26 protein-coding genes and 4 pseudogenes are annotated in these 25,430 nt (G+C 34.5%); 22 read left to right on the top strand and 8 right to left on the bottom strand.

What is annotated here, in order from left to right; all coding sequences use genetic code 11:
• Positions 1-42: 42 nt before the first annotated feature.
• From rpsM to OPR44_RS06800, 10 genes are all read left to right on the top strand, one after another.
• Entirely contained in the window at positions 43-411 is a 369-nt protein-coding gene (rpsM, locus tag OPR44_RS06845; RefSeq protein ID WP_265014784.1) for a 30S ribosomal protein S13, read from the top strand.
• 24 nt (positions 412-435) lie between these two features.
• Complete coding sequence (rpsK, locus tag OPR44_RS06840; RefSeq protein WP_264377683.1) at positions 436-822, top strand: 30S ribosomal protein S11; 387 nt, start codon at positions 436-438, stop codon at positions 820-822.
• Between the two features lie 20 nt (positions 823-842).
• Positions 843-1,910: a DNA-directed RNA polymerase subunit alpha gene (locus tag OPR44_RS06835; RefSeq protein ID WP_265014783.1), complete on the top strand. Its 1,068-nt coding sequence runs from the start codon at positions 843-845 to the stop codon at positions 1,908-1,910.
• Between the two features lie 7 nt (positions 1,911-1,917).
• Positions 1,918-2,346: a 50S ribosomal protein L17 gene (gene rplQ, locus OPR44_RS06830; RefSeq protein ID WP_265014782.1), complete on the top strand. Its 429-nt coding sequence runs from the start codon at positions 1,918-1,920 to the stop codon at positions 2,344-2,346.
• Between the two features lie 11 nt (positions 2,347-2,357).
• Positions 2,358-2,711: a YraN family protein gene (locus OPR44_RS06825; RefSeq protein ID WP_010404733.1), complete on the top strand. Its 354-nt coding sequence runs from the start codon at positions 2,358-2,360 to the stop codon at positions 2,709-2,711.
• Between the two features lie 38 nt (positions 2,712-2,749).
• The gene (atpH, locus tag OPR44_RS06820; protein WP_265014781.1) at positions 2,750-3,298 is read left to right on the top strand and encodes an ATP synthase F1 subunit delta; all 549 of its coding nucleotides are present in this window, start codon (positions 2,750-2,752) and stop codon (positions 3,296-3,298) included.
• Positions 3,295-4,836 carry a F0F1 ATP synthase subunit alpha gene (gene atpA, locus OPR44_RS06815; protein WP_265014780.1) on the top strand — a complete coding sequence of 514 codons (1,542 nt, stop codon included), beginning with the start codon at positions 3,295-3,297 and terminating at the stop codon, positions 4,834-4,836. Before atpH ends, atpA begins: the two co-directional genes overlap by 4 nt.
• Positions 4,837-4,845: 9 nt before the next feature.
• Complete coding sequence (greA, locus tag OPR44_RS06810; RefSeq protein WP_007302559.1) at positions 4,846-5,340, top strand: transcription elongation factor GreA; 495 nt, start codon at positions 4,846-4,848, stop codon at positions 5,338-5,340.
• Between the two features lie 3 nt (positions 5,341-5,343).
• A complete protein-coding gene (ribB, locus tag OPR44_RS06805) occupies positions 5,344-5,988 on the top strand; it encodes a 3,4-dihydroxy-2-butanone-4-phosphate synthase (protein ID WP_007302560.1) in 645 nt (214 codons plus the stop codon).
• A gap of 71 nt (positions 5,989-6,059) precedes the next feature.
• Positions 6,060-7,349, top strand: a complete 1,290-nt coding sequence (locus OPR44_RS06800; RefSeq protein WP_265014779.1) for a M48 family metalloprotease — start codon at positions 6,060-6,062, stop codon at positions 7,347-7,349.
• Positions 7,350-7,351: 2 nt separating this feature from the next.
• Here the strand turns inward: OPR44_RS06800 and OPR44_RS06795 are convergent, their stop codons facing one another.
• Positions 7,352-7,687, bottom strand: a complete 336-nt coding sequence (locus OPR44_RS06795) for a TrbC/VirB2 family protein (RefSeq protein ID WP_264374639.1) — start codon at positions 7,685-7,687, stop codon at positions 7,352-7,354.
• Between the two features lie 93 nt (positions 7,688-7,780).
• The gene (gene fabG / locus OPR44_RS06790; protein WP_265014778.1) at positions 7,781-8,515 is read right to left on the bottom strand and encodes a 3-oxoacyl-[acyl-carrier-protein] reductase; all 735 of its coding nucleotides are present in this window, start codon (positions 8,513-8,515) and stop codon (positions 7,781-7,783) included.
• Between the two features lie 462 nt (positions 8,516-8,977).
• On the opposite strand from fabG, the gene OPR44_RS06785 reads away from it, so the two are divergent.
• From OPR44_RS06785 to OPR44_RS06760, 5 genes and pseudogenes are all read left to right on the top strand, one after another.
• A complete protein-coding gene (locus OPR44_RS06785) occupies positions 8,978-9,121 on the top strand; it encodes a hypothetical protein (protein ID WP_265014777.1) in 144 nt (47 codons plus the stop codon).
• 65 nt (positions 9,122-9,186) lie between these two features.
• A complete protein-coding gene (gene ppdK, locus OPR44_RS06780) occupies positions 9,187-11,856 on the top strand; it encodes a pyruvate, phosphate dikinase (RefSeq protein ID WP_265014776.1) in 2,670 nt (889 codons plus the stop codon).
• A 156-nt stretch (positions 11,857-12,012) separates the two neighbouring features.
• A pseudogene (locus OPR44_RS08805) lies at positions 12,013-12,886 on the top strand (hypothetical protein); the annotation flags it as partial.
• Between the two features lie 108 nt (positions 12,887-12,994).
• Positions 12,995-13,408, top strand: a complete 414-nt coding sequence (locus OPR44_RS06765) for a hypothetical protein (RefSeq protein ID WP_265014773.1) — start codon at positions 12,995-12,997, stop codon at positions 13,406-13,408.
• Positions 13,409-13,665: 257 nt separating this feature from the next.
• Entirely contained in the window at positions 13,666-14,700 is a 1,035-nt protein-coding gene (locus OPR44_RS06760; protein ID WP_264377688.1) for an efflux RND transporter periplasmic adaptor subunit, read from the top strand.
• Positions 14,701-14,969: 269 nt separating this feature from the next.
• On the opposite strand, the gene grxD (OPR44_RS06755) is transcribed toward OPR44_RS06760, so the two are convergent.
• The 3 genes and pseudogenes from grxD (OPR44_RS06755) to OPR44_RS06745 form a co-directional block, all read right to left on the bottom strand.
• Positions 14,970-15,293 carry a Grx4 family monothiol glutaredoxin gene (grxD, locus tag OPR44_RS06755; RefSeq protein ID WP_264377689.1) on the bottom strand — a complete coding sequence of 108 codons (324 nt, stop codon included), beginning with the start codon at positions 15,291-15,293 and terminating at the stop codon, positions 14,970-14,972.
• A gap of 16 nt (positions 15,294-15,309) precedes the next feature.
• Positions 15,310-15,528: a BolA/IbaG family iron-sulfur metabolism protein gene (locus OPR44_RS06750; protein WP_264377690.1), complete on the bottom strand. Its 219-nt coding sequence runs from the start codon at positions 15,526-15,528 to the stop codon at positions 15,310-15,312.
• Between the two features lie 38 nt (positions 15,529-15,566).
• A pseudogene (locus tag OPR44_RS06745) lies at positions 15,567-16,013 on the bottom strand (malic enzyme-like NAD(P)-binding protein); the annotation flags it as partial.
• Positions 16,014-16,545: 532 nt separating this feature from the next.
• Between OPR44_RS06745 and OPR44_RS06740 the strand changes: the two are divergent.
• A complete protein-coding gene (locus OPR44_RS06740; protein ID WP_265014772.1) occupies positions 16,546-18,309 on the top strand; it encodes an ankyrin repeat domain-containing protein in 1,764 nt (587 codons plus the stop codon).
• Positions 18,310-18,366: 57 nt separating this feature from the next.
• On the opposite strand, the gene grxD (OPR44_RS06735) is transcribed toward OPR44_RS06740, so the two are convergent.
• The 3 genes and pseudogenes from grxD (OPR44_RS06735) to OPR44_RS06725 form a co-directional block, all read right to left on the bottom strand.
• Positions 18,367-18,705: a Grx4 family monothiol glutaredoxin gene (gene grxD, locus OPR44_RS06735; protein ID WP_010404780.1), complete on the bottom strand. Its 339-nt coding sequence runs from the start codon at positions 18,703-18,705 to the stop codon at positions 18,367-18,369.
• 16 nt (positions 18,706-18,721) lie between these two features.
• Positions 18,722-18,941: pseudogene (locus OPR44_RS06730) on the bottom strand (BolA/IbaG family iron-sulfur metabolism protein).
• Between the two features lie 38 nt (positions 18,942-18,979).
• Entirely contained in the window at positions 18,980-20,299 is a 1,320-nt protein-coding gene (locus OPR44_RS06725; RefSeq protein WP_265014771.1) for a malic enzyme-like NAD(P)-binding protein, read from the bottom strand.
• A 126-nt stretch (positions 20,300-20,425) separates the two neighbouring features.
• Here OPR44_RS06725 and pgsA point away from each other — a divergent pair, with 126 nt between their 5' ends.
• From pgsA to OPR44_RS06695, 6 genes and pseudogenes are all read left to right on the top strand, one after another.
• Complete coding sequence (gene pgsA / locus OPR44_RS06720; RefSeq protein ID WP_264374646.1) at positions 20,426-20,968, top strand: CDP-diacylglycerol--glycerol-3-phosphate 3-phosphatidyltransferase; 543 nt, start codon at positions 20,426-20,428, stop codon at positions 20,966-20,968.
• Positions 20,969-21,130: 162 nt separating this feature from the next.
• The gene (locus OPR44_RS06715) at positions 21,131-22,024 is read left to right on the top strand and encodes a hypothetical protein (protein ID WP_264377692.1); all 894 of its coding nucleotides are present in this window, start codon (positions 21,131-21,133) and stop codon (positions 22,022-22,024) included.
• Between the two features lie 67 nt (positions 22,025-22,091).
• Positions 22,092-22,778, top strand: a complete 687-nt coding sequence (bamD, locus tag OPR44_RS06710) for an outer membrane protein assembly factor BamD (RefSeq protein WP_264375545.1) — start codon at positions 22,092-22,094, stop codon at positions 22,776-22,778.
• A 7-nt stretch (positions 22,779-22,785) separates the two neighbouring features.
• A complete protein-coding gene (locus OPR44_RS06705; protein WP_264687196.1) occupies positions 22,786-23,526 on the top strand; it encodes a YebC/PmpR family DNA-binding transcriptional regulator in 741 nt (246 codons plus the stop codon).
• Positions 23,523-24,564 (top strand): annotated as a pseudogene (locus OPR44_RS06700) (M23 family metallopeptidase). Before OPR44_RS06705 ends, OPR44_RS06700 begins: the two are co-directional and overlap by 4 nt.
• On the top strand, positions 24,548-25,417 hold the full coding sequence (locus OPR44_RS06695) for an SPFH domain-containing protein (RefSeq protein WP_265014770.1): 870 nt from the start codon (positions 24,548-24,550) through the stop codon (positions 25,415-25,417). The pseudogene OPR44_RS06700 and the gene OPR44_RS06695 overlap by 17 nt, the downstream one beginning before the upstream one ends.
• The last annotated feature ends 13 nt before the right edge of the window (positions 25,418-25,430 follow it).

Below are 25,430 nucleotides of genomic sequence, written 5' to 3'. Positions count from 1 at the left end.
GTATAAATTAAGAGTTATTATTAATAAAGTATCGAGGTATCAGTGGCACGTATTGCAGGCATAAATGTTCCGGTGAAGAAGTGTATTCCTTTTGCATTAACTTATATACATGGTATAGGTATTACTACTGCGAATATAATTTGTCGTAGCTGTAAAATTGATGAGCGTAAGCGTGTTTCAGAATTACAAGATGAAGATATAGAGAAAATTAGTAGTTTTATTAGGCAAAAATATGTCATAGAGGGTGAGCTCAGAAAAAAAGTGGCTATGGGTATAAAATCTTTAATAGAAATCGGTTGCTATAGAGGATTAAGGCATAGAAAAGGTTTGCCTGTGAGGGGACAAAGAACCCATACTAATGCTAAAACTCGTAAAGGCAGATCTAAATTGCCTGTTGCTGGAAAAAAATAAAATTTGTTATTATCGTGAGTTTTTATGAAAAAAGTTAAAACGGTTGGTAAGAATAGAAAAAGTTCTATTACTGGTATTGTCCATATTCGTGCAACTTTTAATAATACTTTTGTAAATGTGACTGATGTTTGTGGTAATACGCTTTACCAGACTTCTGTTGGTGCATGTGGTTTTTCTGGTTCGAGAAAATCCACACCTTATGCTGCAGGTAAGGTTGCCGATTCTGCTGCGAAGAAAGTAATAGAGAGATTTGGTATGAAGGTTGTTTCTGTAATAATTCGTGGTCCTGGTTTTGGTGCAGAAGCTGCAGTTAAAGCACTTAGGAATTGTGGATTGACTGTCACTTCAATTGCAGATAAAACGGCGATACCTCATAATGGGTGTAGACTAAGGAAAAAAAGAAGAGTATAGGATATTTGGAAGGTTTTTGTATGTATTATAGTGATAATGTCTCTTTCTGTGGAAATTTAGATAGATTAACTAAGCCTAATGCGATTAAGGTAATATCAGGTGATTCAAGTAAAAAAGGTGATATATTTCTAGAACCTTTGGAAAGTGGTTTTGCTTTAACGTTGGGTCATGCATTAAGGCGTGTAATGTTGTCTTCTCTTCGCGGTAGTGCTGTTTATGGAATAAAAATTGAAGGCGTGAATCATGAATTTACTTCGATCCAAGGAGTTAGGGAAGACATAACTGATATAGCATTAAATATGGGCATGTTGAGATGTAAGCTAAATAACACGTCTAATAAGTGCTTAAATTTGAGCGCTAAAGGGCCTTGTCAAGTATTAGCTGGAATGATAGAAACTGATGACCAATGCTCTATTGTTAATAAAGATTTGGTGATATGTACACTAGGTCAAGATGTGGAGCTTAACATTACTATATATGTTGCTAGCGGAAAAGGTTATCTTCCTGTAAATAAATATAAAGAAAATGAATTTTTAAAGCTTATGAATGAACAAGATTTAATTGGTTTCATTCCAGTTAATGCTTTATATAGTCCTGTCGAGAGGGTTTCGTATAGAGTAGAGAATAGTCGTGTTGGTCAAGTTACTGATAAAGATAAGCTAATATTGTCAATTGAAACTGATGGTACAATCTCTCCAAGTCAAGCTGTTGACTATGCTGCAAGAATATTACAGGAGCAATTTCAGCCTTTTATTAGTTCTGATATGAGTTATAAAAAATCGCAGGTTTCTTTGTCTAGTGGTGCTAAAGATTTGGGCTATGATCCTGTTCTATTGCGTAAAGTAGATGAAATGGAATTATCTGTTAGATCTCATAACTGTCTGAAAAATGAAAATATCACTTATATAGGTGATCTTGTGCAAAAGACGGAAGTTGAAATGTTAAGAACTGCTAATTTTGGCCGAAAGTCTTTGAATGAAATCAAGGCAATTTTAAATAATTCAGGTTTGTCTTTGGGTATGAATATACCAAATTGGCCTCCTAAGGATATAGATGAACTGGCTAAACAACATACTGATGAGGATTAGGTAGTATATGAAACATGGAATAAAGAAAAATAAACTGTCTCGTTGTACCGAGCATAGGTTATCAATGTTAAAGAATCTATCTATCTCATTAATTAATCATGAGCAGATTGTAACTACTTTACCAAAGGCTAAAGCACTTCGTCCATATGTGGAAAAGTTTATTACAATTGCTAAGAATAACGATTCTTTACATGGTAGAAGGCTTTTGCTTTTACGTCTTCATAATAGTAAGTTAGTAGTTGATAAATTATTAAGCGTTCTAGCTAATCGTTATCAAGACCGTAAAGGTGGATATTCTAGAATAATAAAATTTGGTACTCGAAAGGGTGATTGCGCTCCAATGGCAGTGATAGAGCTAGTTGATAGAGATATTTCAGCAAAAGGTGAGATTTGTAGTAAAAATAAAAAAGGAAGCAAAGTAGTTACACAAAGCTAATTATTCTTTTTATGGTAAGTAGGTTACGCTATTTTGTAGGTTACTTTGGAGAATTGTTAGTTTCGATATATTTAAAGCTGAAATTCTATAATGTTATAAAACGTCGCTTCCGTTGTAAGTTGGGTGAAATTGACTTAATTGTATCTAAAAAAAGGGAGCTGATTTTTATAGAAGTTAAAACAAGTTTATTTGGAAAAGAAGTACCGATATCTCATTTTCAGTGTCAGTCTATTATAAATTCTTCTAAATATTTCTTAAGTAAAAATCTTGATTTTTTAGATTATTCAGTCAGATATGATTTATGTTTTCTTTCCTTAAGGAGAAGACCTATTTATATAAAAAATGCTTGGATTGAACAATGGTAGCTAAAATAATTTAGATTTACTAGAACAGGTAATTGAATATGAAAAACAATAATTTAGTTTCATCTTATGCTAGAGCACTGTTTCATGTTTCAGGAAGCAGATTAGGTATTATAAGAAAAGAAGTAGAATTTTTGTTAGCTTTTTTTAAAGATCAAGATGTTTTTGTGTATCTATCTCATCCTATGGTTTCTCTTTTGCACAAAAAAGAAGCGATACTTTCTATAAAGGAGAACGTGAGTGAAAACTTAGTCAAATTTATTATGGTTACACTTGCAAACAAGCGCTCCCGTTTATTAATCCTTATATTAGAAAAATTCTTAAATCTTGTAAGGGAAAGTGAAAATGAATTGGAAATTACTATAAAATCAGCAGAGATTTTAAAGAAACCTGATATAAAAATAATTACTGAATCTTTGAACTTTCTTGGTAAAATAATAAAAGTCAGTCATGTGGTTGATCCTTCTATACTAGGTGGCTTTGTAGTTAGGTATGGTTTTAACTTGATTGATGCTTCGCTTAAGAGTTATTTGGATAGATTGGTTGATTTGAGTAAAGTGGAAATGTTGAAAATAAGGAATTGTATATGAAGAATAGCATAAATGCCTCTGAAGTAGTAAACATAATAAAAGAGAAGGTTGAGACATTGGATAATCCTATAAAACGAGAAAATATAGGTGAAGTAATTTCAGTAACGGATGGTATCACATTGGTCTATGGGCTGGAAAAAGCAAAGTTTGGTGAAAAGGTATCTTTTGCAAGCGGTGTAGAAGGAATAGTTCTTGATTTAGATCATGATACAGCTGGAATAGTTGTGCTTGGCAATGACCGTGATGTAAAAGAAGGGGACGTTGTAAAATGTAGTGGTGATGTTGTACAGGTGCCTGTAGGTCATGAATTATTAGGGAGAGTTGTAAATGCATTAGGCGATCCTATAGACGATGGCGGAGAAATTAGAGCCAAGAACAAAATGTATATAGAATCTAAAGCGCCAGGTATTATTGACCGTAAATCTGTGCATGAACCTCTGCAGACAGGAATTAAAATTATAGATTTGTTGATTCCTATAGGTAGAGGGCAACGTGAATTAATTATTGGCGATAGACAAATTGGTAAAACCACTATTGCGATTGATACTATTATCAATCAGAAGAAGATTAATGATGAGGTAAACGAAAATCAAAAAATTTACTGTGTTTATGTTGCTATTGGACAAAAAATTTCGACAGTAGCAAAAGTGGTGAATAAGCTAAAAGAAAGTGGAGCATTAGAGTATACAACCGTAGTTGTGGCTAGCGCATCTGACTGCGCGCCTATGCAATTTTTAGCACCTTATACCGGTTGCACTATTGGAGAATTTTTCCGTGATAATGGAATGCATTGCTTGGTGGTATATGATGATTTATCTAAGCATGCTGTGGCATATAGGCAGATGTCCTTATTGCTCAGACGTCCTCCTGGTCGTGAAGCTTATCCTGGAGATATATTCTATGTACACTCTCGCTTGCTTGAAAGAGCTGCCAAAATGTCTGATGAAAAAGGACAGGGATCTTTGACTGCTTTGCCGATTATTGAGACTCAGGCTGGCGATGTATCTGCATATGTTCCAACTAATGTGATTTCAATTACCGATGGACAAATTTTTCTTGAGTCTGAATTGTTTCACAAAGGATTTCGCCCTGCAGTGAATATAGGTTTATCGGTTTCTCGGGTTGGCTCTGCTGCACAATTGAAATCTGTGAAAAAAGTTGCTGGTTCTATAAAGCTGAGTTTGGCCCAATATAGAGAACTGGAAGACTTTGCTAAATTTGGTTCTGATCTTGATGCTACTGTTCAATTGTCCTTAAACAAAGGTAAATACCTTATTGAATTATTAAAGCAAAAACAGTATTCACCTATGCAAATAGAAGAGCAAGTATTGCTTATGTATATCTTTTCTAATCTGTATGGTCAATTAAATAAGGTACAGGTGAGCAACATCAATAGGTTCGAGTGTGATCTTATCAATTATTTTCAAACTGTTCACCCTGGAGTTTTAAAAAAGTTGTCAGGTGACATGAATGATGATATAAAAGATGATATTCTTGGTATTGTGAGTGATTTTGTCACTCAATTTAATTGCGTTTAGGCGGTGATTATGACTTCATCCATTGTTAACAAGTTTCCTATTACAAGGGAAGGTTTTGAGAGTATGCAAGTCGAACTTGAGAAATTAAAGGAAGAAAAACCTTCTATCATACAGGCTATTTCTGATGCTCGTGATCAAGGCGATTTATCTGAAAATGCAGAATATCATGCAGCACGGGAAAGATTAAGTTTTATTGAAGGCCGCATAATTGAGGTAGAGAGTAAACTTTCACATGCAGAAGTGATAGAAGTAAAAAATTTGTCTGGTGATACAGTAATGTTTGGTGCAACTGTTACGGTAAGCATGCTCGGTGATGATAACAGTGAAATAGAATATGTTTATAAGATTGTAGGTGGGTATGAAGCTGATGCTTCAAAGCAGTTGATCTCTACGGATTCACCACTCGGTAGTGCTTTAATTGGCAAAAAAGTTGGTGAGTATGTGGAAGTGATAGTGCCAAATGGAGAGAAATTGTATAAAATAGTTAAGATTGAGTTTAAGTAAATCATGGTACAAGTAACTTATCCTTCAATTAGTCTACCCGGTATTTCTTCTGTGGAAGATGTATTGAGGGATGCTAGTTCTGGTAAATTATTCATTTTAGTTGACGATGAAAACAGAGAGAATGAAGGTGATCTGATTGTATTAGCTGAGAAATTAGAGCCAGAACATGTGGCTTTTATGGTTAGATACGGTACAGGGATTGTTTGTTTAGCAATGACTAAAGTTCACATGAAAAGGTTAGGCCTTAGTTTCATGGAAAAAAAAAATGTTGGTGAAAATCATACTGCTTTTACTACATCAATTGATGCACGTTATGGTATTACTACGGGTGTTTCAGCTGAGGATAGAACAAAAACTATACATGTTGCTATTGATAAAAATAGAACTCAGGATGACATTATAACTCCCGGTCATATTTTTCCTGTGATTGCACATGAGGGTGGAGTAGAGCAACGTGCTGGTCATACTGAAGCAAGTGTTGAGATAGCTAAGTTAGTGGGATGTAATCATTCTGCAGTTATTTGTGAATTAGTGAATGATGATGGCTCTATGATGCGCTTACCCCAGTTGCTTGAATTTGCTGAACAACATAATATTAAGTTAACTACCATTGATAAACTTATCAGTTACGTTCAAAATTTAAACTAGCGTTTATAGATTCGTATAGTTTAAGTGTTAAAATACAAAATTCCTCAAAGTTATACAAACAAGGAATTTCCATGTCTAAGCTTTTTGTTTTACTATTTTTTTTCGTATACTGTAATAGCGCTTACTCTGTTAGTATTATTAGAGATAGTGAAGTGGAAGCGGTAGTTAAGGATCTAGCGCAACCTTTATTTTCTGCTGCGGGTATTGATAATGATAAAATAAAAGCTTTTATAGTTGATGATAGATCGATTAATGCTTTTGTAATTAACAATAATAGCATTTTCATTCATTTAGGGCTTTTACAATATTCGACTGAACCTTATGTCTTACTTGGTATATTAGCACATGAAATTGCTCATATATCTGCTGGTCATGTATTACAAATGAGTAGTGCTGTAGGTTATTTTCAATCAATAGCAATGATTAGTTATATGGTAGGATTAGTTTCTAGTATTGTCATTAACCCTCAGGTTGCGAGTGCAATCTTGCTTAGTGGTGTAACGCTTAGTTCAAGGTTGTTTTTTAACTATTCTCAAGAGCAAGAGAGTGTAGCAGATAGCTATGCTTTAAGATACCTAGATGAATCTGGCTATGACAATTTGGGTATGAAAGAGATTTTTGACTATTTTAAGAGTATTGAGCATGAAAACACTGAAGAGTATTTCCGCACTCACCCACTTAGTGATAAGCGTATATTTGCTGTACAGAATTATAAGGTTAAAAACAATATAAAACCAATCCTTGCAGATAAATTGCTGAAGTTTGAGCGTATGGTTGCAAAGCTAGACTCTTTCTTTGCTCCTATTCATGTGTTATCTAATAAATATGAAGGTAGTTCTAAGTATGTAAATGCTGTAATTCACTATAGGCAAGGAAAGATAGAAGAGGCTATTACTAAAGTTAATTCATTGATTCAAGAGTCACGCAATGATCCTTATTTATATGAATTAAAAGCGGAGATGTTATACAAAGCTGGAAATTTAAGTGAAGCAATAAAAATGTATGAAGAATCACTTAGATATTTATCTGAGAAGAATAACTATTTAGTGAAACTTGCGTTATCTCATACTTTATTATTACACGGTGAAATAGAGAAGGCAATTTTTTACCTAGAGCAGGTTGCAAACGTAGAAACAAATAACGCCTTTGTCTGGAAGTATTTAAGTATTGCATATAAACGTAGCGCTGATATGGCAATGTATTATTTTGCTTTGACGAAAAAGGCTTGTATTGAAGGTAATTTAGAGAAATTTATGAAATACGCCGATTTAGCTGTTAAAAGCTTACCAAAAGATAGCTCTTACTTGCTACAAATTGAAGATATGAAACAACAATACACACAAAAACACGCTTACTTTTAGGATTATTTTCCACACTTATCCAACATATCTTTTACTTCAGTACTTATATTGGGTATAATTTTCATTATAATCGTTTTGGCGCCAAAAAATACACCACAAAACATACCTAAGGCAAAGAGAGCTGGCCATGGCATTCTACCAAATATTGCAAGCAAAGCTGCACCTATTATGACTACAGTCATAAGTGGTCCGCCTATTCCCCAAACGTAACCAATAATGTTGCATATTACTTGGGCAGTTGTATCTTCTATGTCGCTAGCAGCACTTGCGTAATCTGAAAAAGAGAGAAACAGCACTATACATAAAGCATTAAAAAATTTTTTTATTATATAGCTCATTCTTTTGCCTCCAAGTAATAAACTAGTGTGAATCTAAATTTATATATATTTATTTTAAGGTAAAACTCATAGTTTGTCCATAAATAAGTGTTGCTACATAAATAGCCCACCATTGATGTTAAGCACATGCCCCGTTATATATCTTGCTTCGTCGCTTGCTAAAAACAATACCCCTGCTGCTATTTCTTCTCCTGTTCCCATTCTTTTCATTGGAATATTATCTAATATTTTTTCTTTTTGTTTTTCATTTAAAACTTCAGTCATCTTAGTATCTATAAACCCAGGAGCAATGCAATTTACTGTTACACCGCGACTTGCAACTTCTTTTGCTATAGATTTGCTCATAGCTATTATTCCAGCTTTTGATGCTGCATAATTTACTTGCCCGGCATTTCCTGTCAATCCTACTATTGAGGAAATATTTATGATTCTTCCCCAGTTGTTTTTAATTAATTTTCTGCATGCTTCTCTATTTAGTTTAAATGTAGAGTTCAAATTAATATCAATGACCTTTTGCCATGCTTCATCTGTCATTCTCAACAATAAGCTGTCTTGTGTAATTCCTGCATTGCATATGAGTCCATCAAAGCCTTTCATCAACTCACTTGCTTTATTTATTAGTTGATTTACCTCTTCAGGATTTGATAAGTCGCAAGGAAGTACGTGAATGTTTTTTTTATATTTTTTAGCAACTTCTTCGAGTACTTCTTTTTTTGTACTAGAAATACATAAAGTTGCTCTGGCATTATGCATAATTTCTACAATTGCTTGCCCTATCCCGCCTGATGCACCAGTAATCAGAAATTTCCTGTCTTCTAATCTGAACATGATAATTTTTATATTATCCCAGCTCTTAACAGAATATTAAAAGACTTGCAATAGATTTTTTTCATAACTTTCATTTAATAGAAGCTTCTTGACAAATCTTGTGTTTATTGGCGAAATTATGGCGGCTGCATGCCTTTTTTTATTTTTTTCTATTCAGCCTAAACACGCTTCGTTTAAGCGTTAGCACATTATCAATTACAGTAATAAAATCAGCACCATGTGGATTCTTTTGCCTTTTTTTGATTGGTAAATTTCTTAACACTTATAGCTAAAGTAATTTAAGAGAGCCAGCTCGTGACTAGTTCTTATTACTTGATCAGTCTTCTGGATCCCAGTACTGGAATGACAGGAGTGTGAGATAAGGCTACATTCATACTCCAACAGGTATGACGGTGTCATTCCAGCACTTGATGCTGGAATCCAGAAGTCTTTACTATAAATAAGCATATTGAGCACAAAATTATGCTAAAACACAACGTTTTTGTTGAGATTATGGACGAACTGGATTCCAGCGTCATGCGCTGGAATGATATCATAGAGTTCATTGAGATGACAGACTTGAATGACAATAGGGACACTAGAATGAAAGGGAGAGAGGCTATTTAATTGTGCTGAATTTTACAAAATTTATTACTCCTGCCTGACAAATTCATTAGAATAGTATGTATAGTATGTTTATTAGTGAAAATCCGAAAAAAATGCAAGAAAAGTTAATATATTACTTTAGCCAAAGCAACTGTGAAGGTAATGCAGCAATGAGAAATCTACTAGGAGGGAAGGGAGCAAATCTGGCAGAGATGTGTAACATTGGCATTCCTGTTCCACCTGGTTTTACAATTTCCACTGCTGTTTGTCAGGCCTATTGTCAAGATAATGAATTGTCTTGTGATCTACGTAACGAGATAAAAAACTACATGGCGATGCTCGAAAGTGACATCGGTTGTAAATTCGGGGATTCAAATAATCCTTTATTAGTTTCCATACGCTCTGGTAGTGTGAATTCAATGCCGGGCATGCTCGATACAGTCCTAAATGTTGGCCTAAATGATGCAACCGTTGTTGGTCTTGCAAAAAAAAGTGGAGAACGTTTTGCCTATGATAGCTACTGTCGTTTCATCATGATGTACTCGAGTGTTGTACTACAGCTTGACCATCACTTATTTCAAGACATTGTTGATAGTGAACAGCAAAAAAGTGGAGCAAAAAGCTTAGCTGATCTTAATGTTGATGTTTTAAAGAAAATTGTTAATGATTTCAAAGAGATAGTATATGAAAAAACTGGAAAGCATTTCCCGCAGAACGTTGAAGAGCAATTGTTAAACTCGGTTAATGCAGTATTTGCCTCTTGGAAAAACGATAGGGCTGTTTCCTATAGAAGAATACATAGTATTTCTGAAAACCTTGGAACTGCAGTTAATGTACAAGCAATGGTTTTTGGCAATCTGAACGATAATTCTGCAACCGGCGTGATATTTACACGTAATCCTTCAACTGGAGAAAAAAAGCTTTTTGGTGAGTTTTTAGTTAATGCTCAGGGTGAGGATGTGGTTTCTGGTGTTTATACTCCTATGCCAGTTAACGGCGAGCAAGAAAACACCATAGAGAAGTTGCTACCAAGCATCTACCGAGAATTATGCGCGGTATGTGAAAAACTTGAAAGGCATAATAAGGACATGCAGGATATCGAATTCACTGTACAGGACGGTAAGTTATGGATTTTGCAGACTAGGTCTGGCAAGCGCACAGCCGAAGCTGCTATTCGCATAATAGTTGATATGGTAAACGAAGGAGTGATTACAAAAGAGGAAGGAATATTGAGAATTGATCCAAAAACTTTTGACAATTTATTGCATCCAGTTCTTGATGTTAAAATCGATCAAGAAGTAATAGGCAAAGGACTGCCAGCTTCTCCAGGTGTTGCTTCTGGATATGTAGTATTCAGTGCAAGTGATGCTGAAAAAGCTGCAGAGCAGGGTAAAAAAGTAATTTTGGTAAGATCAGAGACGAGCCCTGAAGATATTAATGGAATGAATGCCGCAAGTGGAATAGTAACAGCGCGAGGAGGTATGACCTCGCATGCCGCTGTTGTAACTCGTGGAATGGGTAAACCATGCATTTGTAGTCTAAATGGACTTTATATTGATAAAGATGAAAAATTTCTTTCTATGGGGGATATAAAAGTAAACAAAGGTGAATCAATCACCATCAATGGAGGAACAGGAGAGGTTATGCTTGGTATTCTTCCTACAATTTTGCCTGAATTATCTCAAGAATTCAAAACGATAATTAACTGGGTAGATGAAATCAAAACAGTGAAGGTGAGAGCGAATGCTGATACTCCAAAAGATGCAAAAATTGCAAAAGAATTCGGTTCAGAAGGTATAGGATTATGTCGCACAGAACATATGTTTTTTGCTAGTGATAGAATCGAATTCATTCAAAAATTGATAATAGCTGATGATGAAAATGAAAGGGCAAATGCATTAAATAAACTCGAAGAAATGCAAAAGTCTGATTTCAAAGAAATATTTTCTATTATGGAGGGCAGGGAGGTTACTATACGTTTACTTGATCCACCTCTACATGAGTTTTTGCCCCACAATCAATCTATTATAGAGAAAATTGCCAAATCACTGAATAAGTCAGTTGAATCAGTAAAAAATAAAATAGCACAGTTATCAGAAAAAAATCCAATGCTTGGCCATCGAGGTTGTAGACTTGCCATTTCTCATCCTGAAATATATGGCATGCAAATTAGGGCAATACTCAGTGCTGCAAGTGAATTAAGGAAAGAAAAGAAGATAGAAGTGAAACCTGAAATCATGATTCCTTTTATCATGAGTGAGAAAGAGTTTATTCTGATATGCGAGTTAATAAAGAAAGAAGCCGAAAATTTCGATGTGAACTATTCAATCGGAACGATGATAGAACTGCCACGAGCAGCACTGATTGCTGACAAACTCGCAAAACACGCAGAATTTTTTAGCTTTGGCACTAATGATTTAACACAAACAACTATGGGACTTTCACGAGATGATTCAGTTAATTTCCTCGATTCTTATAAGGAAAGCAACATATTTGAAAACGATCCATTTGAGGTGCTAGATGTTGAAGGGGTAGGGGAATTAATCAGAATAGCTATCGAAAGGGGCAAAAAAAACAGAAAAGAAATTAAACTTGGTATATGTGGAGAGCATGGAGCGAATCCACAGTCCATAGAGTTTTTCATCAAATCAGGGGTTGATTATGTGTCATGCTCGCCCTATAGAGTACCGGTTGCAAAATTAGTGGCAGCACAGCTTAGCATAAGTTTGTTGGGCAGCACAACTGTACGAACATAGATTTCGCTAACAAGTAGCGGAATGATGATTTTTCAAATTGTCGATAAATCTAAGTCAGTTTAGCTATTTTGCTGCTACTTTTTTCTTAATATCTTAAGAAAGATTGACTTTTTGTCTAAAATAATATAGGATAAAATAATAGTGAGTGAGGTAAAAATGTCAGTATCAAAAGAAAGTAAGAAATATTTACTAGAAAAGTTTAAATATGCTGCCAAAGAATTTGGTAAATCTGGTACAAAGTCCAATCATCTAGCAGTACCAAAGGAACAGCAACTCTCTATTGATTTAGGTAATAGAAAAGTTTTTGGTATCATAAATAAGATTCTGTATTGGATAGAGAATAATTTTACTTATTTTTTTCCACGATATAATTTGTTTCCAGAAGTTGGAGTTGAAGGAAGAAAAATTCCTGGAACTAATACAAGGGTTAAGTATTTTACTCCAGATGACCAAGCAGAATATACTAAAATTCCTCATGAAGGAAAATTATACGTGGACTTAATGCCAGAAGTGGAAGGTAACAAGTAAAAGGCTTTGAAGACAAACTATATGATACAACTGATAAAATTAGTAAGGGTAAAAAAGGTTGTGTAGCTTATGTGATCACGCTTGATGGAAAATTAGTAACTCATGAACATATTAATGTTAACAAAAGCGAATGGGCTTATCGTCATTCAACTCTTGCAGGTGGTAGTCCAGTTTTATGTTCTGGTTTAATGAAAGTGGTAAATGGTAAAATAACTTATATAGACAATAATAGCGGGCATTATAAACCAGAATCAGCAAACTTATACAATGCAGTGAAAAAGTTAGAAGGTCTATTTTCGGAAGATGCAAAAGTTGTTTGCCTACCATATTGGATTAGCTTGAAAAAACAAATTCCGCTTATACGCAAAATTAGTCTAGCCAAACGAGAACCTGTAGAGAAATTCTTGGAAAGGATGAAGAAAAAAGGGAAAGATGGATTGACTCAATATGAAGACATTTTGAAAAGATAAAGGAATTTAATGAGCAGTATGAACAAAAATTGCTTCTTGCAAACTATAAGTCACCTACAAATGAACTGTCCTACAAACCAACTATACATAAAAAACACAGATTGAAATACTCTGAATATATTAACTTACACCTTAATTTTTTGAAAGAGTTTGATGAAAATCCTGAAGTGCAAAAAATAGCAATAGAACATTCAATAAGAAGGGTTGTTGGAGCAAATTATGGCCATAAACCTACAGTTGCGCTTGCTAAGGCACAGGTAATAGATAAAGATGGAAAGCTGCAAGAAACGGACGAAATAGTAGGTATAAATGTTGCTTTTCACCATGAGAATGATCGTGATGGCTTTGCTAAACTTCTAGATTTTAAAAAGTATAGCTATATTTGCGAACCTCATTTGCAAGATAAAAAAAATAGAGCTGATATGGAAAAATTAATGCCCAATAAACATACAGTTTTTATGAGTACAGACCAGGCTAATAAATTTATAAAGGGCACTTTACAAATTAAAATTGATAGTGTTGAACAATTGAGTACCAGTTTGGTGATGGGCTAAAGCTCTGTTTAAATATATATTTAGTTTTGTTACAATATTCTTATTTTCATCATATAATATGATGGAAATTTTATGCACAACTTTTTTATTTGATTAAAAATTGCATTTTTGCAATAAAAACTTATTTATTGTAAGAAAACTTGCTCATATAAAACTATTTATAGAGTGACAATAGCTGTGTTATACTTACACTTCTGATTCGAAAATTTATGCAGTTATTTCTAACAAGATTGGTCAATAAATTTTACTGTTTAAGGATGAGAAACAAAGTAATCATCGTTTCTAGTATTGCTCTTATTCTACTGTTCTTTATCAATAGTACATTTTTAAAAAAAGATCAGGCGGTTCATAGTGATAATCCAATTAGTAGTTTTTCAGTAAAAACTCAGGATTATACTCCACAAAATCGCACTGTATATTTAAATTTTTCTGGTACAGTAAATCCCTTGCATAGGGCAAGCCTTGTCTCAAGAACAAGTGGTCAAGTTATTGCTATTTATTTGTCTGATGGTGAAAAAGTAAAAAGAGGCGATGTAATTTTAAAGATAGAAGATTATGACAGAGTTGCACAAGTTGAGAAAGCCAAAGCTTTGTTAAATCAGCGTGAAATTGAGTATGATTCCTCTAAAAAATTGAATAAAAAAGGCTATGGAGCACAGATAAGAGTGGAAGCAGCTTTTACTGCATTGCAGAGTGCAAAAGCTGACCTAAAAAGGCTAGAGTTGGATTTAGAAAATACTGCGATTAAATCCCCTATTGATGGTTATGTAGATAAGATCAACGTAAATGAAGGGGATTTTGTTAATCTTGGACATAAGATAACTGACATAGTTAATTTTGATCAGGTTCTTGTAGTGTTGTATGTTTCAGAAAATGAAGTAAATAAAATAAAACTGGGTAGTGCAGCGCAAATTAATTTGCTAGATGGAAGGGAATTAGTAGGTGAAGTGAGTTTTATTAGTAAAATTGCTGAGCCTAAAACTGGATCTTATAGAGTGGAGGTCAAGGTAACTGATAATGAAATTATATCCTTGCAAGGACTGACTGCTAGTGTAAGCCTACCTTCAGGTGAAAAATTTGCATATAAAATTCCTTCTTCAGCCTTGAGCTTAAGTGACGATGGTGTTCTTGGAATAAAGATTGTTGATGACAATAATTATGTAGTATTTACACCAATAGAAATTGTTGACCATGAAGAAGATGGGGTTTGGATAGTAGCAAATAACGAAAATAAGCCTATAAATTTAATAACATTGGGTCATCTATCTGTTAAGCCTGGTGATAAGGTATAACTCGAATGTAACATGACAACGAATCCTGTCATCCCAGTGCGTGGTCATAATCTCATCAAAAACTCAAAATTCCTGGACCCCACCTGGGATGACACCAAATGAGCTACTCGCATTTTTGAGGTATAAATCACAATATTTGTACAGTTGTGTGTGTGCTACTAAAAGGATGTCATTCAAGTAGCTGACACTGAAATCGAGAAAAGAAGGCAGTGTCTGGACACTAACACTATGTTTTTATCTATCTTATTTTGCCACTCTGCTGTGTAAACTTACTCTGCAATAACCTTTTTTTCTTTTAGCAAATTTTGTAACTCACCTTTTTCATACATCTCGCGGGTTATGTCACAGCCACCAACAAACTCTCCCTTTATATATAATTGTGGAATTGTTGGCCAATCAGAGAAACTTTTTATGGACTGACGTATTTCATCATTCTCAAGTACGTTGATGCATTTAAACTTTACATTTAAGTTTTTGAGAATTGACACGACAAGTCCAGAGAATCCGCATTGAGGAAAATCAAAGGTGCCTTTCATATACAGCACTACGTCATTTTCTGCTATGTCTTTTTTTATTTCTTCAAAGTTATTCATAAATATCACCTTAATTTTAAGCTCCAGTTTCTAGTTGCAATGCATGTATAGACTGACCTTCAAGAGCTTTATATATCATTCTATGTTGTTCTATTTTTGTCTTTCCGGAAAAACACTTGGAAGTTATTTTTAAATGGTAATGATCATCATCTCCAGCAAGGTCCTTAATCTTTATATCAGCATCAGGAAATGATTGTTTGATAATTTTCTCTAATTCATGAATTGTAATAGTCATCAGTTTATTTTAATTATAAGCCTAAAATATGCAATTGATTATTGTGAAGACAATAAATTGAGCGTATTGAGAGCACTAGCAAGACGAGATTTTAGTTGACTTGCATACTCATTCCAGTCCTCTATTTCCTTTCTTGCAACGCCTGAGGTAACTGCAGCTTTTGCAACAGCAGGAGATACTATAGAAATTAATCTTGGATCAAATGGAGTGGGTATTATATATTCACGTCCATAGCTCATTTTACGACCGCCATAGGCTGCAGATATCTCATTTGGCACTGATTCGCGGGCAAGCTTTGCTATTGCATCTGCAGCGGCAATTTTCATTTCTTCATTTATTGTCGTTGCATGTACATCAAGTGCTCCTCTGAATATATAAGGAAATCCCATTACGTTATTGACTTGGTTGTTATAGTCTGATCTACCAGTTGCAATTATTGCATCTGGCCTGACAGACTTTGCAAATTCAGGCCTTATTTCTGGATCCCAGTAGGCTTTGTTGCATCGCTACCTATGAAAGGCTAACTATACAAGCAACTTATTGAAAATCTTATTTTTTTGCAGTCAATTTGATCAAATTTAAGAATAGTAATTTATTGTTTGTATTAGTAAATTTAATTCTACTTAAAATAGCTAAAGCATTGAAATTCTTGAATTTTAGCTAGATTAGTGAATGGTAGTAAAATTTCTTTTACTCAAATTTAGATATTCACTGACCGTCCTTACTATAAATGCTAGAATAATAAGCTACTGATATTCTTCATCTTTTTTATCTTTAATCCGCCGTAGATAGCGATGCAACAAAGCCGTCCCACATTCACTAACTTGGCTAATGAAAGAAGAAAGTCAATTATGTGAATTGAAGTTTAAGAGACTATACAGAAATTAAGATGAGAAACGTACTTGTCATAGCAAATTTACATTTTTGTAAAAAATTTTTTATCATATGTCAAAAAACATATTGACTTAAGTACTTTTATATTACTAAATACCAATTTAAACATATTAGGAGTGCAAAATGAGTTTAAGTTCTGAATTAATTGAAGAGGTAGATCAAGGAAATATCCAGGCAGTTAAAAATTTTATTGAGCAAGGTGGTAACATAGAAGCTAAAGACAATGATGGGTGGACACTTTTACACTATGCTGCATGGAAAGGCCGTAAAGAGATTGTTGAATTTCTTGTGGATGAAGAAGAAGCTAATATTAATGCTAAAGCTAATGGTGATAGTAAAAAGCCTATATATGCTGCTGCTAAAGCAGGTCATAAAGAAATAGTAGAATTTTTTCTTAGTAAGGGGATAGGGGTTGATGATGCTGATAATGATAAATGGACACCTTTACACTATGCTGCTGGGAGAGACCATATAATGGTTGTTAAATTTCTTGCTGATCAAGTAGCTAACATAGAAGCTAAAGACGAGAAAGGACGGACACCATTGTACCATGCTGCATGGGGAGGCCATAAAGAGATTGTTGAATTTCTTGTGAATGAAAAAAAAGCTAATATTAATGCTAAAGATAATTGTGATAGTAAAAAACCTATACATGTTGCTGCTAAAGAAGGTTATAAAGAAATAGTGGAATTTTTTCTTACTAAGGGGATGGGGATTAATGATACTGATGGTAATAAATGGACGCCTTTACACTATGCTCCATGGAAAGGCCATAAAGAGATTGTTGAATTTCTTGTGAATGAAAAAAAAGCTGATATTAATGCTAAAGTTATTTATGAAGGTAAAAAGTCTATACATATAGCTGCTCAAGCAGGTTATAAAGATATAGTGGAATTTTTTCTTAGTAAAGGAATAGGGGGTGATGATGCTGATAATGATAAATGGACACCGTTACACTATGCTGTTGCTTATAGCCATTTCGAGCTTTCTAGATTTCTCCTTGCTCAAGGAGCTAGCATAGAAGCTAAAAATAAGGATGATAAAACATCTTTAGACTTAGCTCGCGAAAGAAATAACACGGGAATGGTACATCTTCTAGCGCAAGCAAAATTAGATAAAGACTTGATAGCTGCAGCTGTAAGAGGAAGTCTCCAAACAGTTAAAAATCTTGTTGAGCAAGGTGCTAACATAGAAGCTAAAAATAAGGATAATAAAACACCTTTAGATCTAGCTCGCGAAAGAAATAACATGGAAATGGTGAATTTTCTAGCGCAAGCAAAATTAGATAAAGACTTGAGAGTTGCAGTTATAAGAGGAAATCTCCAAACAGTTAAAAATCTTATTGAGCAAGGTGCTAACATAGAAACTAAAGACAAGGAAGAATGGAAACTTTTACACTATGCTGCTGTGAGAAACCATATAATGGTTGTTAAATTTCTTGTTGAGCAAGGAGCTAACATAGAAACTAAAGACGAGAAAGGACGGACGCCATTGCACCGTGCTGCTGAGAGAGGCCATAAAGAGATTGTTGAATTTCTTGTTGATCAAGGGGCTAGCATAGAAACTAAAAGTAAGGATAATAAAACACCTTTAGACTTAGCTCGCGAAAGAAATCACACAGAGATAGTAAATTTAATGCAAGCAAAATTAGACCAAAAACTGACAGCAGTTCCGAAAGAAAATCTCCAAACAGTTGAAAATCTTGCTAAGCAAAGTGCTAACGTAGAAGTTAAAGATATGGATATTTCCAATGACAATTTAAAAAGTGACAGAAGTGCTTCTTCTAATGATAGCTTAGAAAGTGACGGAGATACTGCTCCAGGTACGACTGTAAAAGAGGCAAAAGTAGAATCTTATGCTAAATCAAGAAAAGCACAAAGACAATAAGTTGAAAATGTGATGTAAAGGAGATAAGTGGGCATGTACAACCGAGACGGGGGTACATTAGCCCATCTCTTGATGTATTTGTGTAATCTTTTTCTCTTTTAGCAAATTTTGTAACTCACCTTTTTCATACATCTCGCGGGTTATGTCACAGCCACCAACAAACTCTCCCTTTATATATAATTGTGGAATTGTTGGCCAATCAGAGAAACTTTTTATGGACTGACGTATTTCATCATTCTCAAGTACGTTGATGCATTTAAACTTTACATTCAATTTTTTGAGAATTGACACGACGAGTCCAGAGAATCCACATTGAGGAAAGTCAGAGGTGCCTTTCATATACAGCACTACATCGTTTTCTGCTATGTCTTTTTTTATTTGTTCAAAGTTGTTCATAAATATCACCTTAATTTTAAGCTCCAGTTTCTAGTTGCAATGCATGTATAGACTGACCTTCAAGAGCCTTATATACACATTCTGTGTTGTTCTATTTTTGTCTTTCCAGAAAAACACTTGGAAGTTATTTTTAAATGATAATGATCATCATCTCCAGCAAGGTCCTTAATCTTTATATCAGCATCAGGAAATGATTGTTTGATAATTTTCTCTAACTCGTGAATTGTAATAGTCATTGGTTTATTTTAATTATAAGCCTAAAATATGCAATTGATTATTGTGAAGACAATAAATTGAGCGTATTGAGAGCACTAGCAAGACGAGATTTTAGTTGACTTGCATACTCATTCCAGTCCTCTATTTCCTTTCTTGCCACACCTGAGGTAACGGCAGCTTTTGCAACAGCAGGAGATACCATAGAAATTAATCTTGGATCAAATGGAGTGGGTATTATATATTCACGTCCATAGCTCATTTTACGACCGCCATAGGCTGCAGATATCTCATTTGGCACTGATTCGCGGGCAAGCTTTGCTATTGCATCTGCAGCTGCAATTTTCATTTCTTCATTTATTGTCGTTGCATGTACATCAAGTGCTCCTCTGAATATATAAGGAAATCCCATTACGTTATTGACTTGGTTGTTATAGTCTGATCTACCAGTTGCAATTATTGCATCTGGCCTGACAGACTTTGCAAATTCAGGCCTTACTTCTGGATCAGGATTAGCAAGAGCAAAAATGATTGGGTCTTTATCCATGCTTTTTAACATCTCTTCGCTGAGCAGATCCTTTGCAGAGAGTCCGATGAATACATCAGCGCCTTTTATGGCATCAAGTAGAGAACGTTCTTTAGTGTCAATTGCATATTTTCCCTTCCACTCATTCATGTCCTCTTTTCTGTCTTTGTGTATTACTCCTTGTTTGTCACATAGTACTATGTTTTTAGCGCCCATGGACTTTAGTATTTCCAAACACGCAATACCAGCTGCTCCAGCTCCATTCATGATGATCTTGACATTCTCTAATTTCTTTTCAGCAATATCGAGGGCATTTTCTATACCAGCTGCAACAACTACTGCAGTTCCATGTTGATCATCGTGAAAAACCGGAATATCCATCAATTCATTTAGACGTTTTTCTATTATGAAACAATCAGGAGATTTTATATCTTCTAAATTTATTCCCCCCCAACTTGGCCCAAGATACCTTACTGCATTGATGAAATTTTCTATATCTTCTGTGTCAACTTCTATATCGACTGCATCAATGTCAGCAAAACGCTTAAATAAAACAGCTTTGCCTTCCATGACGGGTTTGGAAGCAAGAGGACCGATATTGCCAAGTCCCAGCACTGCGGTGCCATTTGAAATGACAGCCACATAATTGCTTTTTGCCGTGTAATCATAAATAGCCTCAGGATTTTTAGCTATTTCAAGGCATGGAGCTGCAACGCCAGGGGAATAAGCAAGTGATAGGTCATGCTGTGTGGATAAGGGTTTTGTTGGTATAACCGATACCTTACCAGGTTTACCACCCCTATTATGATACTTCAGTGCTTCTTGTTTTGTGGTGTTATCTAAATCATTATTCATTCTTATGCTTTGAGCTTATTATTAGTAATTTTTTAAGTATATGGGGTTTTTATGAATGTTCAACTATTAGCTTGTGAACTCTATTGTACTTCTGTATAAATTTATCTACTACGTAGGGTGATGTACATGTTTAAGAAAAACGTGCCTAACTTGCTAACAATTTCTCGTGCGCTCGCAATACCGGCAATAATATCAAGCTTTTATATAGAAAGTAAGTATGCAAGTCTAATAACAATATTGATCTTTATGTTTGCGTGCATTACAGATTTTTTTGATGGTTATTTAGCGCGTGCATGGAAAGTCCAATCGAATTTTGGCAAGTTATTTGATCCAATTGCCGACAAGTTAGTAGTAGCTTCAACAATAATCATGCTAGTTTATAAGCATAAGATAGATGATATTACAATTATACCGTCAGTTATAATTGTTTGTAGGGAGATATTAGTTTCAGGCTTGCGGGAGTTCTTGATAGCTACAAACGTTAGTTTACCTGTGAGTAAGGCTGGGAAAATTAAAACATTTTTGCAGATGGTTGCTATAGTAGCGTTAATAATGAGTGATTATGAAGCAACTAAATATATAGGTGTGGTTTGCTTATGGGCTGCGGCTGTTATGACTATGTGGTCAGGCTATAATTACGTTCTAGCTGGCATCAAACAGATTGACTAAATTGCTTAAGAGTATACAAGGAAAGTTAATAATTTAATAACATTGACTTAGTAATTAAAATCCTATATAATGTATTAGTTCATAAGTTGGTCTGTTCATATGACTAGTATTACAGGCACTAAGTTTTTTTTTTAAAGATCCAAAGGTAAAAAAGGTGCTAAAATGGAAGATTTTTTCTGGGATTTTTGGCCAACAGTTGATGAAGAAGTCAGAAAAGAAAGAGAGGAAGAAAAAAGCAAAAAGCTCGAACAAGAACTATTAACACTAAAAAAAAGAGAGCTACATAGGAAATGTGTATCATTGGTAACAATGGTTCCATTTGCATTGCTGATGGCAATTGAGCTCGAAAAAACATGTAGCGATCAGGTATTACTTGGCCTTATAAGCGGTGCATTAGGCCATATTATATTACCTTTCACAGTCTTATCTCTTATTTGCACGCTATATTTAATTTATAATAATAGAAAAATAGCAGAAAAAGAACGAGAATTGGAGAATATTGAAAGTGGGAAAACAGTAGAAAAAGAAAAGAGAGACCTTCCTTGTACCGTTGATGATTACTTTAACTATGCTGATGCTGCTTTAGTTACATTAGTTATTGTGGCTAGCATAGTAGGTGAAGCATTGGAGCAAGGAATAATAGGAGACGTAGCTTTTTCAATTTCTAGTCTATTTTACTTTGTAGCGAGTGCTACTTTCTGCTATCGCGAGTACAAGAAAAGTAAAAAATATGAAGTAGAAAAAGAGCAAGATTTTGATGAGAAATCTGAAAAAAAGACAAGCAATATGTCTGCAGCTAAGTTAATGCTCGCTGGTTCTTCTTTATTACTAATCAGGAGAATAATATTGATTTCTGGAGTAGCATTAGCATCATCTGCTGTTGGGCCTGCTTTAGGTCTGGTAGGTATTGCTCTTTTGATGGTAGGAAGTGGATTGATCACACATTCTTATAGTAGAAAGCTAGAGAACGTAGAAGTGAGTGGAAAGGGTGTTGCAATAGGTGGTGGTGCGAGCAATATAGGTAATGGTGGCCAAGAGCCGCTTTTCGTTCGATGATAATGCCAAAAATTTGTTTATTTAGGTAATATTTAGTCTATACTTTATTTTGATCAAAAAAAATCTTATGTATAAGACTTTAATCATATGCTTTTTTCTTCTGACTTGCCCCTTCACACAGTCGTATGCGAATGATCTTGAACACACTGAAACTGAACTATATGAGGAGGCAGTTAAGCTTTATGATCAGAAAAAATATAAGCAAGCTATTAGAGCATTTCAAAAGATAGAGGATTTGTATCCTTTATCTTATTGGGCAATGAAAGCCAAATTATTGTCTGGGGTTTCTCACTATAATATGGGTAAATACAGCGGTGCTGCAAGTGATATGGATGATTATATATACGTTTATCCAAATGGTGAAGATTTGCCATATGTATATTACTTAAGAGTATTATCTTATTACATGCAAATTAACAAAGTGCAGCTTGGGCAACAAATTGCATATAAAACTTTAGAGCTAGCTACTGAATATATTAATCTTTTTCCGAATAGCGAATATATAGAAGAGATCAAAGAAAAAGAAAAATTAATCACAGAACATATATCAAAAAAAGAGTATTCTATTGGTGAATTTTACCTAAAGCGTGGTGAATATTTAGCAGCAATTAAGCGTTTTCAAGATATGATAAGCAATAAAGATTCTAAATATTCTTCTAGAGTTATTAGTTATTTAATAACAGCTCACTTAGCTCTTGGCCTTGACTTAGAAGCTGAGCAGTATGAAAATATGTTAGTAGAAGGGGTGAATTAGTTTTCTTATGGCTGGTCATTCACAGTTTTCAAATATAAAACATCGAAAAGGTGCTCAGGATGCAAAGCGCTCGCAAAAATTTACGAAGCTCATTAGGGAAATAACAGTTGCTGCAAAACAAGGGCTACCTGATCCCGAGCTTAATCCACGTCTTCGCTCTGCTATCTTTTCTGCGCGAAAGGAAAATCTACCAAAAGATAAAATAGAAACAGCAATAAAAAATGCAGCTGGTAACGTTGCTGGAGAAAGTTATGAAGAAATACAATATGAAGGCTGCGGACCTTCTGGTGCTGCACTTATTGTCCATGCTCTGACAAATAATCGCAACCGAACTGCTTCTGAGATACGTTATATCTTTTCTCGCAAAGGCGGTAATTTGGGAGAAACAGGATGTGTGAGTTACCTTTTCGATCATGTAGGCTTAATTGTCTATAAAGCAGAGGGTATAAATTTTGAAGATTTATTTAACTATGGAATTGAATTAGAAGTATTGAATGTTGAGGAAAATAACAAGGAAGAATTATATGTTATAACTTGTGAAGTGAAAGATTTTGGTAGAGTGCGTGATGCTTTCTATACAAAATTTGGAGAACCAGAACTTGCTCGTCTTTCATGGCAACCAAAGGACCTGATTGAAGTGAGCGACAAAGAATTAATTGATAAATTATCTACATTAGTTGAAGAGCTAGAAGATAATGATGATGTGCAGTATGTTGAAGGTAATTTTATTTTTGCTGATAAACTATGAGGCTGGTAATACTTCCACTGCTTTGTATTTTACCAGCATATGCAACTGAAACATTTGCGCAGAAAGACTATTGTCATTCCAGTGCCCAGACACTGGAAATTGATTGTAAACAGCACGCTATACAACATTTTCGATTAAAAAACTGGTCAAGCACTGGAATGACACTAACCCACTCTCCAGTGTTATTCCAAGACGGGATCAGGAAAAAAAAAAGCTACAGAAAGTGATAGAAAGTTGTTATTCATATCCAGTGACATAAAATCCTCTTTTTTTGACGCAGAAGGTTTGGCGCCAAATACAGTAATGAGATTAATCGACATATATAAAGGTTATGGTGTAGATTTTAAAAAAGACATTGTGCCCAAAAGCAAATTGGAGGTGCTGTGTGAAAAATCACTCAGTAATCAGAAGGCTGAAGAAAAAATTTTATATACTTCACTGACAACAGATAAAAAGGTCATTAGCTTGTATCATTATGAGTCACAAGAAGCAAAAGAAGTGTATTTTAATAAAGAGGGGGTAAGCTTGAAGAGTAGCGAAATTTTTGTAAATCCTTTAAACGGAGATTTTCGTATATCCTCGAATTTTGGTAATAGAAAGCATCCCATTCATGGTAAAATTGCTTTTCATAGAGGAGTAGATTATGCAGCTAAACTTGGCACTCCTATACACGCCACTGCAGAAGGTGTAATAGAATATATAGGAAAGAATGGTGGCTATGGGAATTACATCAAAATAAAGCACAACAATAAATATTCAACTTGTTACGCACATATAAGCAAATTTAGTAGCGATGTAAAGTTAGGCTCTAAAGTAAAGCAGGGACAAATCATTGCTTATGTTGGCAGCACTGGTGTTGCAACAGGACCTCATTTACATTATGAAGTTATATATAATGGTAAACATATTGATCCGCTTACGATAGCTCATGGCAATGAGATAAAGTTGCCTGATCGTGAATTAAGAGAGTTTAAATTATTTGTAAGTAAGGTAGATGAAATAATCAGCAGAGAGGGTGCAAGTGAAAAAGCAATCTGATGAAGACAGTACAGATAAAAATACAATAAATGATAGAAATCTAAGTAAAATTCGGGCTTTTCCTGTACTAATAGCGCTAGGGTTAATTTTATTGGTACTTTTTGTGTATGACAGCACAATTGCACTTGGAGTTGCTGCTGTTTCAATATTGACTTTTTCTCAAGGATTTTTCGTTAATGATCCTAATGAAGCAAGAGTGATAGAGTTTTTTGGTCATTATATTGGAACTTATTTTAAGTCTGGAATATGCGTAACGCTTCCATTTTCGAGTAAATATAGAGTTTCTTTGAAATTTCAGAATATCAATACAGAAAAAATTAAAGTTAATGATGCTAATGGAAGTCCGATAGAGATTTCAGTAGTAATTGTTTGGAGAGTGAGCAGTCCTGCGAAGGCATATTATAATGTTAATAATTATCATGATTTTGTTTTTGTGCAAAGTGACTCGGTAATTAGAGAACTGGCAAGTAATTATCCGTATGATAGCGAAAACGATGAAGAATCTTTGCGTAAAAACTCTGACAAAATTTTAAATGAATTGCGGTCAATGCTACAACAAAGATTGAATATTGCTGGAATTGAAATTGCAGAAGCGAGAATATCGCATTTGGCGTATTCATCTGAGATTGCACAAGCAATGCTGAGACGTCAACAAGCACATGCCATCACCTCTGCAAGAAGGCATATAGTGCAAAATGCAATAGGAATTATCGAAGAAGTAATAGCCCATTTTGAAAAAAATAAAAGCTTACAATTGGATGGAAAACAAAAGGTTCAATTGATAAACAATTTGCTAGTTGCTCTGATCTCTGAGCAGGATGCACAGCCGACTATTAGTTTGGATAATAATTAGCATAGAAGCCGAT

The organism is Wolbachia endosymbiont (group B) of Camptogramma bilineatum (assembly GCF_947251825.1).
Classification (GTDB): domain Bacteria; phylum Pseudomonadota; class Alphaproteobacteria; order Rickettsiales; family Anaplasmataceae; genus Wolbachia.
Note: the sequence above shows the minus strand (reverse complement) of the source record. Positions and strands in the feature narration are given on the sequence as shown.

Excerpts from the sequence above, each read along its gene's own strand:
- rpsK (WP_264377683.1), top strand. The coding sequence starts at position 436 with ATGAAAAAAGTTAAAACGGTTGGTAAGAATAGAAAAAGTTCTATTACT.
- OPR44_RS06835 (WP_265014783.1), top strand. The coding sequence starts at position 843 with ATGTATTATAGTGATAATGTCTCTTTCTGTGGAAATTTAGATAGATTA.
- rplQ (WP_265014782.1), top strand. The coding sequence starts at position 1,918 with ATGAAACATGGAATAAAGAAAAATAAACTGTCTCGTTGTACCGAGCAT.
- OPR44_RS06825 (WP_010404733.1), top strand. The coding sequence starts at position 2,358 with ATGGTAAGTAGGTTACGCTATTTTGTAGGTTACTTTGGAGAATTGTTA.
- atpH (WP_265014781.1), top strand. The coding sequence starts at position 2,750 with ATGAAAAACAATAATTTAGTTTCATCTTATGCTAGAGCACTGTTTCAT.
- atpA (WP_265014780.1), top strand. The coding sequence starts at position 3,295 with ATGAAGAATAGCATAAATGCCTCTGAAGTAGTAAACATAATAAAAGAG.
- greA (WP_007302559.1), top strand. The coding sequence starts at position 4,846 with ATGACTTCATCCATTGTTAACAAGTTTCCTATTACAAGGGAAGGTTTT.
- ribB (WP_007302560.1), top strand. The coding sequence starts at position 5,344 with ATGGTACAAGTAACTTATCCTTCAATTAGTCTACCCGGTATTTCTTCT.
- OPR44_RS06800 (WP_265014779.1), top strand. The coding sequence starts at position 6,060 with ATGTCTAAGCTTTTTGTTTTACTATTTTTTTTCGTATACTGTAATAGC.
- OPR44_RS06795 (WP_264374639.1), bottom strand. The coding sequence starts at position 7,687 with ATGAGCTATATAATAAAAAAATTTTTTAATGCTTTATGTATAGTGCTG.
- fabG (WP_265014778.1), bottom strand. The coding sequence starts at position 8,515 with ATGTTCAGATTAGAAGACAGGAAATTTCTGATTACTGGTGCATCAGGC.
- OPR44_RS06785 (WP_265014777.1), top strand. The coding sequence starts at position 8,978 with ATGCTAAAACACAACGTTTTTGTTGAGATTATGGACGAACTGGATTCC.
- ppdK (WP_265014776.1), top strand. The coding sequence starts at position 9,187 with ATGTTTATTAGTGAAAATCCGAAAAAAATGCAAGAAAAGTTAATATAT.
- OPR44_RS06760 (WP_264377688.1), top strand. The coding sequence starts at position 13,666 with ATGAGAAACAAAGTAATCATCGTTTCTAGTATTGCTCTTATTCTACTG.
- grxD (WP_264377689.1), bottom strand. The coding sequence starts at position 15,293 with ATGAATAACTTTGAAGAAATAAAAAAAGACATAGCAGAAAATGACGTA.
- OPR44_RS06750 (WP_264377690.1), bottom strand. The coding sequence starts at position 15,528 with ATGACTATTACAATTCATGAATTAGAGAAAATTATCAAACAATCATTT.
- OPR44_RS06740 (WP_265014772.1), top strand. The coding sequence starts at position 16,546 with ATGAGTTTAAGTTCTGAATTAATTGAAGAGGTAGATCAAGGAAATATC.
- grxD (WP_010404780.1), bottom strand. The coding sequence starts at position 18,705 with ATGAACAACTTTGAACAAATAAAAAAAGACATAGCAGAAAACGATGTA.
- OPR44_RS06725 (WP_265014771.1), bottom strand. The coding sequence starts at position 20,299 with ATGAATAATGATTTAGATAACACCACAAAACAAGAAGCACTGAAGTAT.
- pgsA (WP_264374646.1), top strand. The coding sequence starts at position 20,426 with ATGTTTAAGAAAAACGTGCCTAACTTGCTAACAATTTCTCGTGCGCTC.
- OPR44_RS06715 (WP_264377692.1), top strand. The coding sequence starts at position 21,131 with ATGGAAGATTTTTTCTGGGATTTTTGGCCAACAGTTGATGAAGAAGTC.
- bamD (WP_264375545.1), top strand. The coding sequence starts at position 22,092 with ATGTATAAGACTTTAATCATATGCTTTTTTCTTCTGACTTGCCCCTTC.
- OPR44_RS06705 (WP_264687196.1), top strand. The coding sequence starts at position 22,786 with ATGGCTGGTCATTCACAGTTTTCAAATATAAAACATCGAAAAGGTGCT.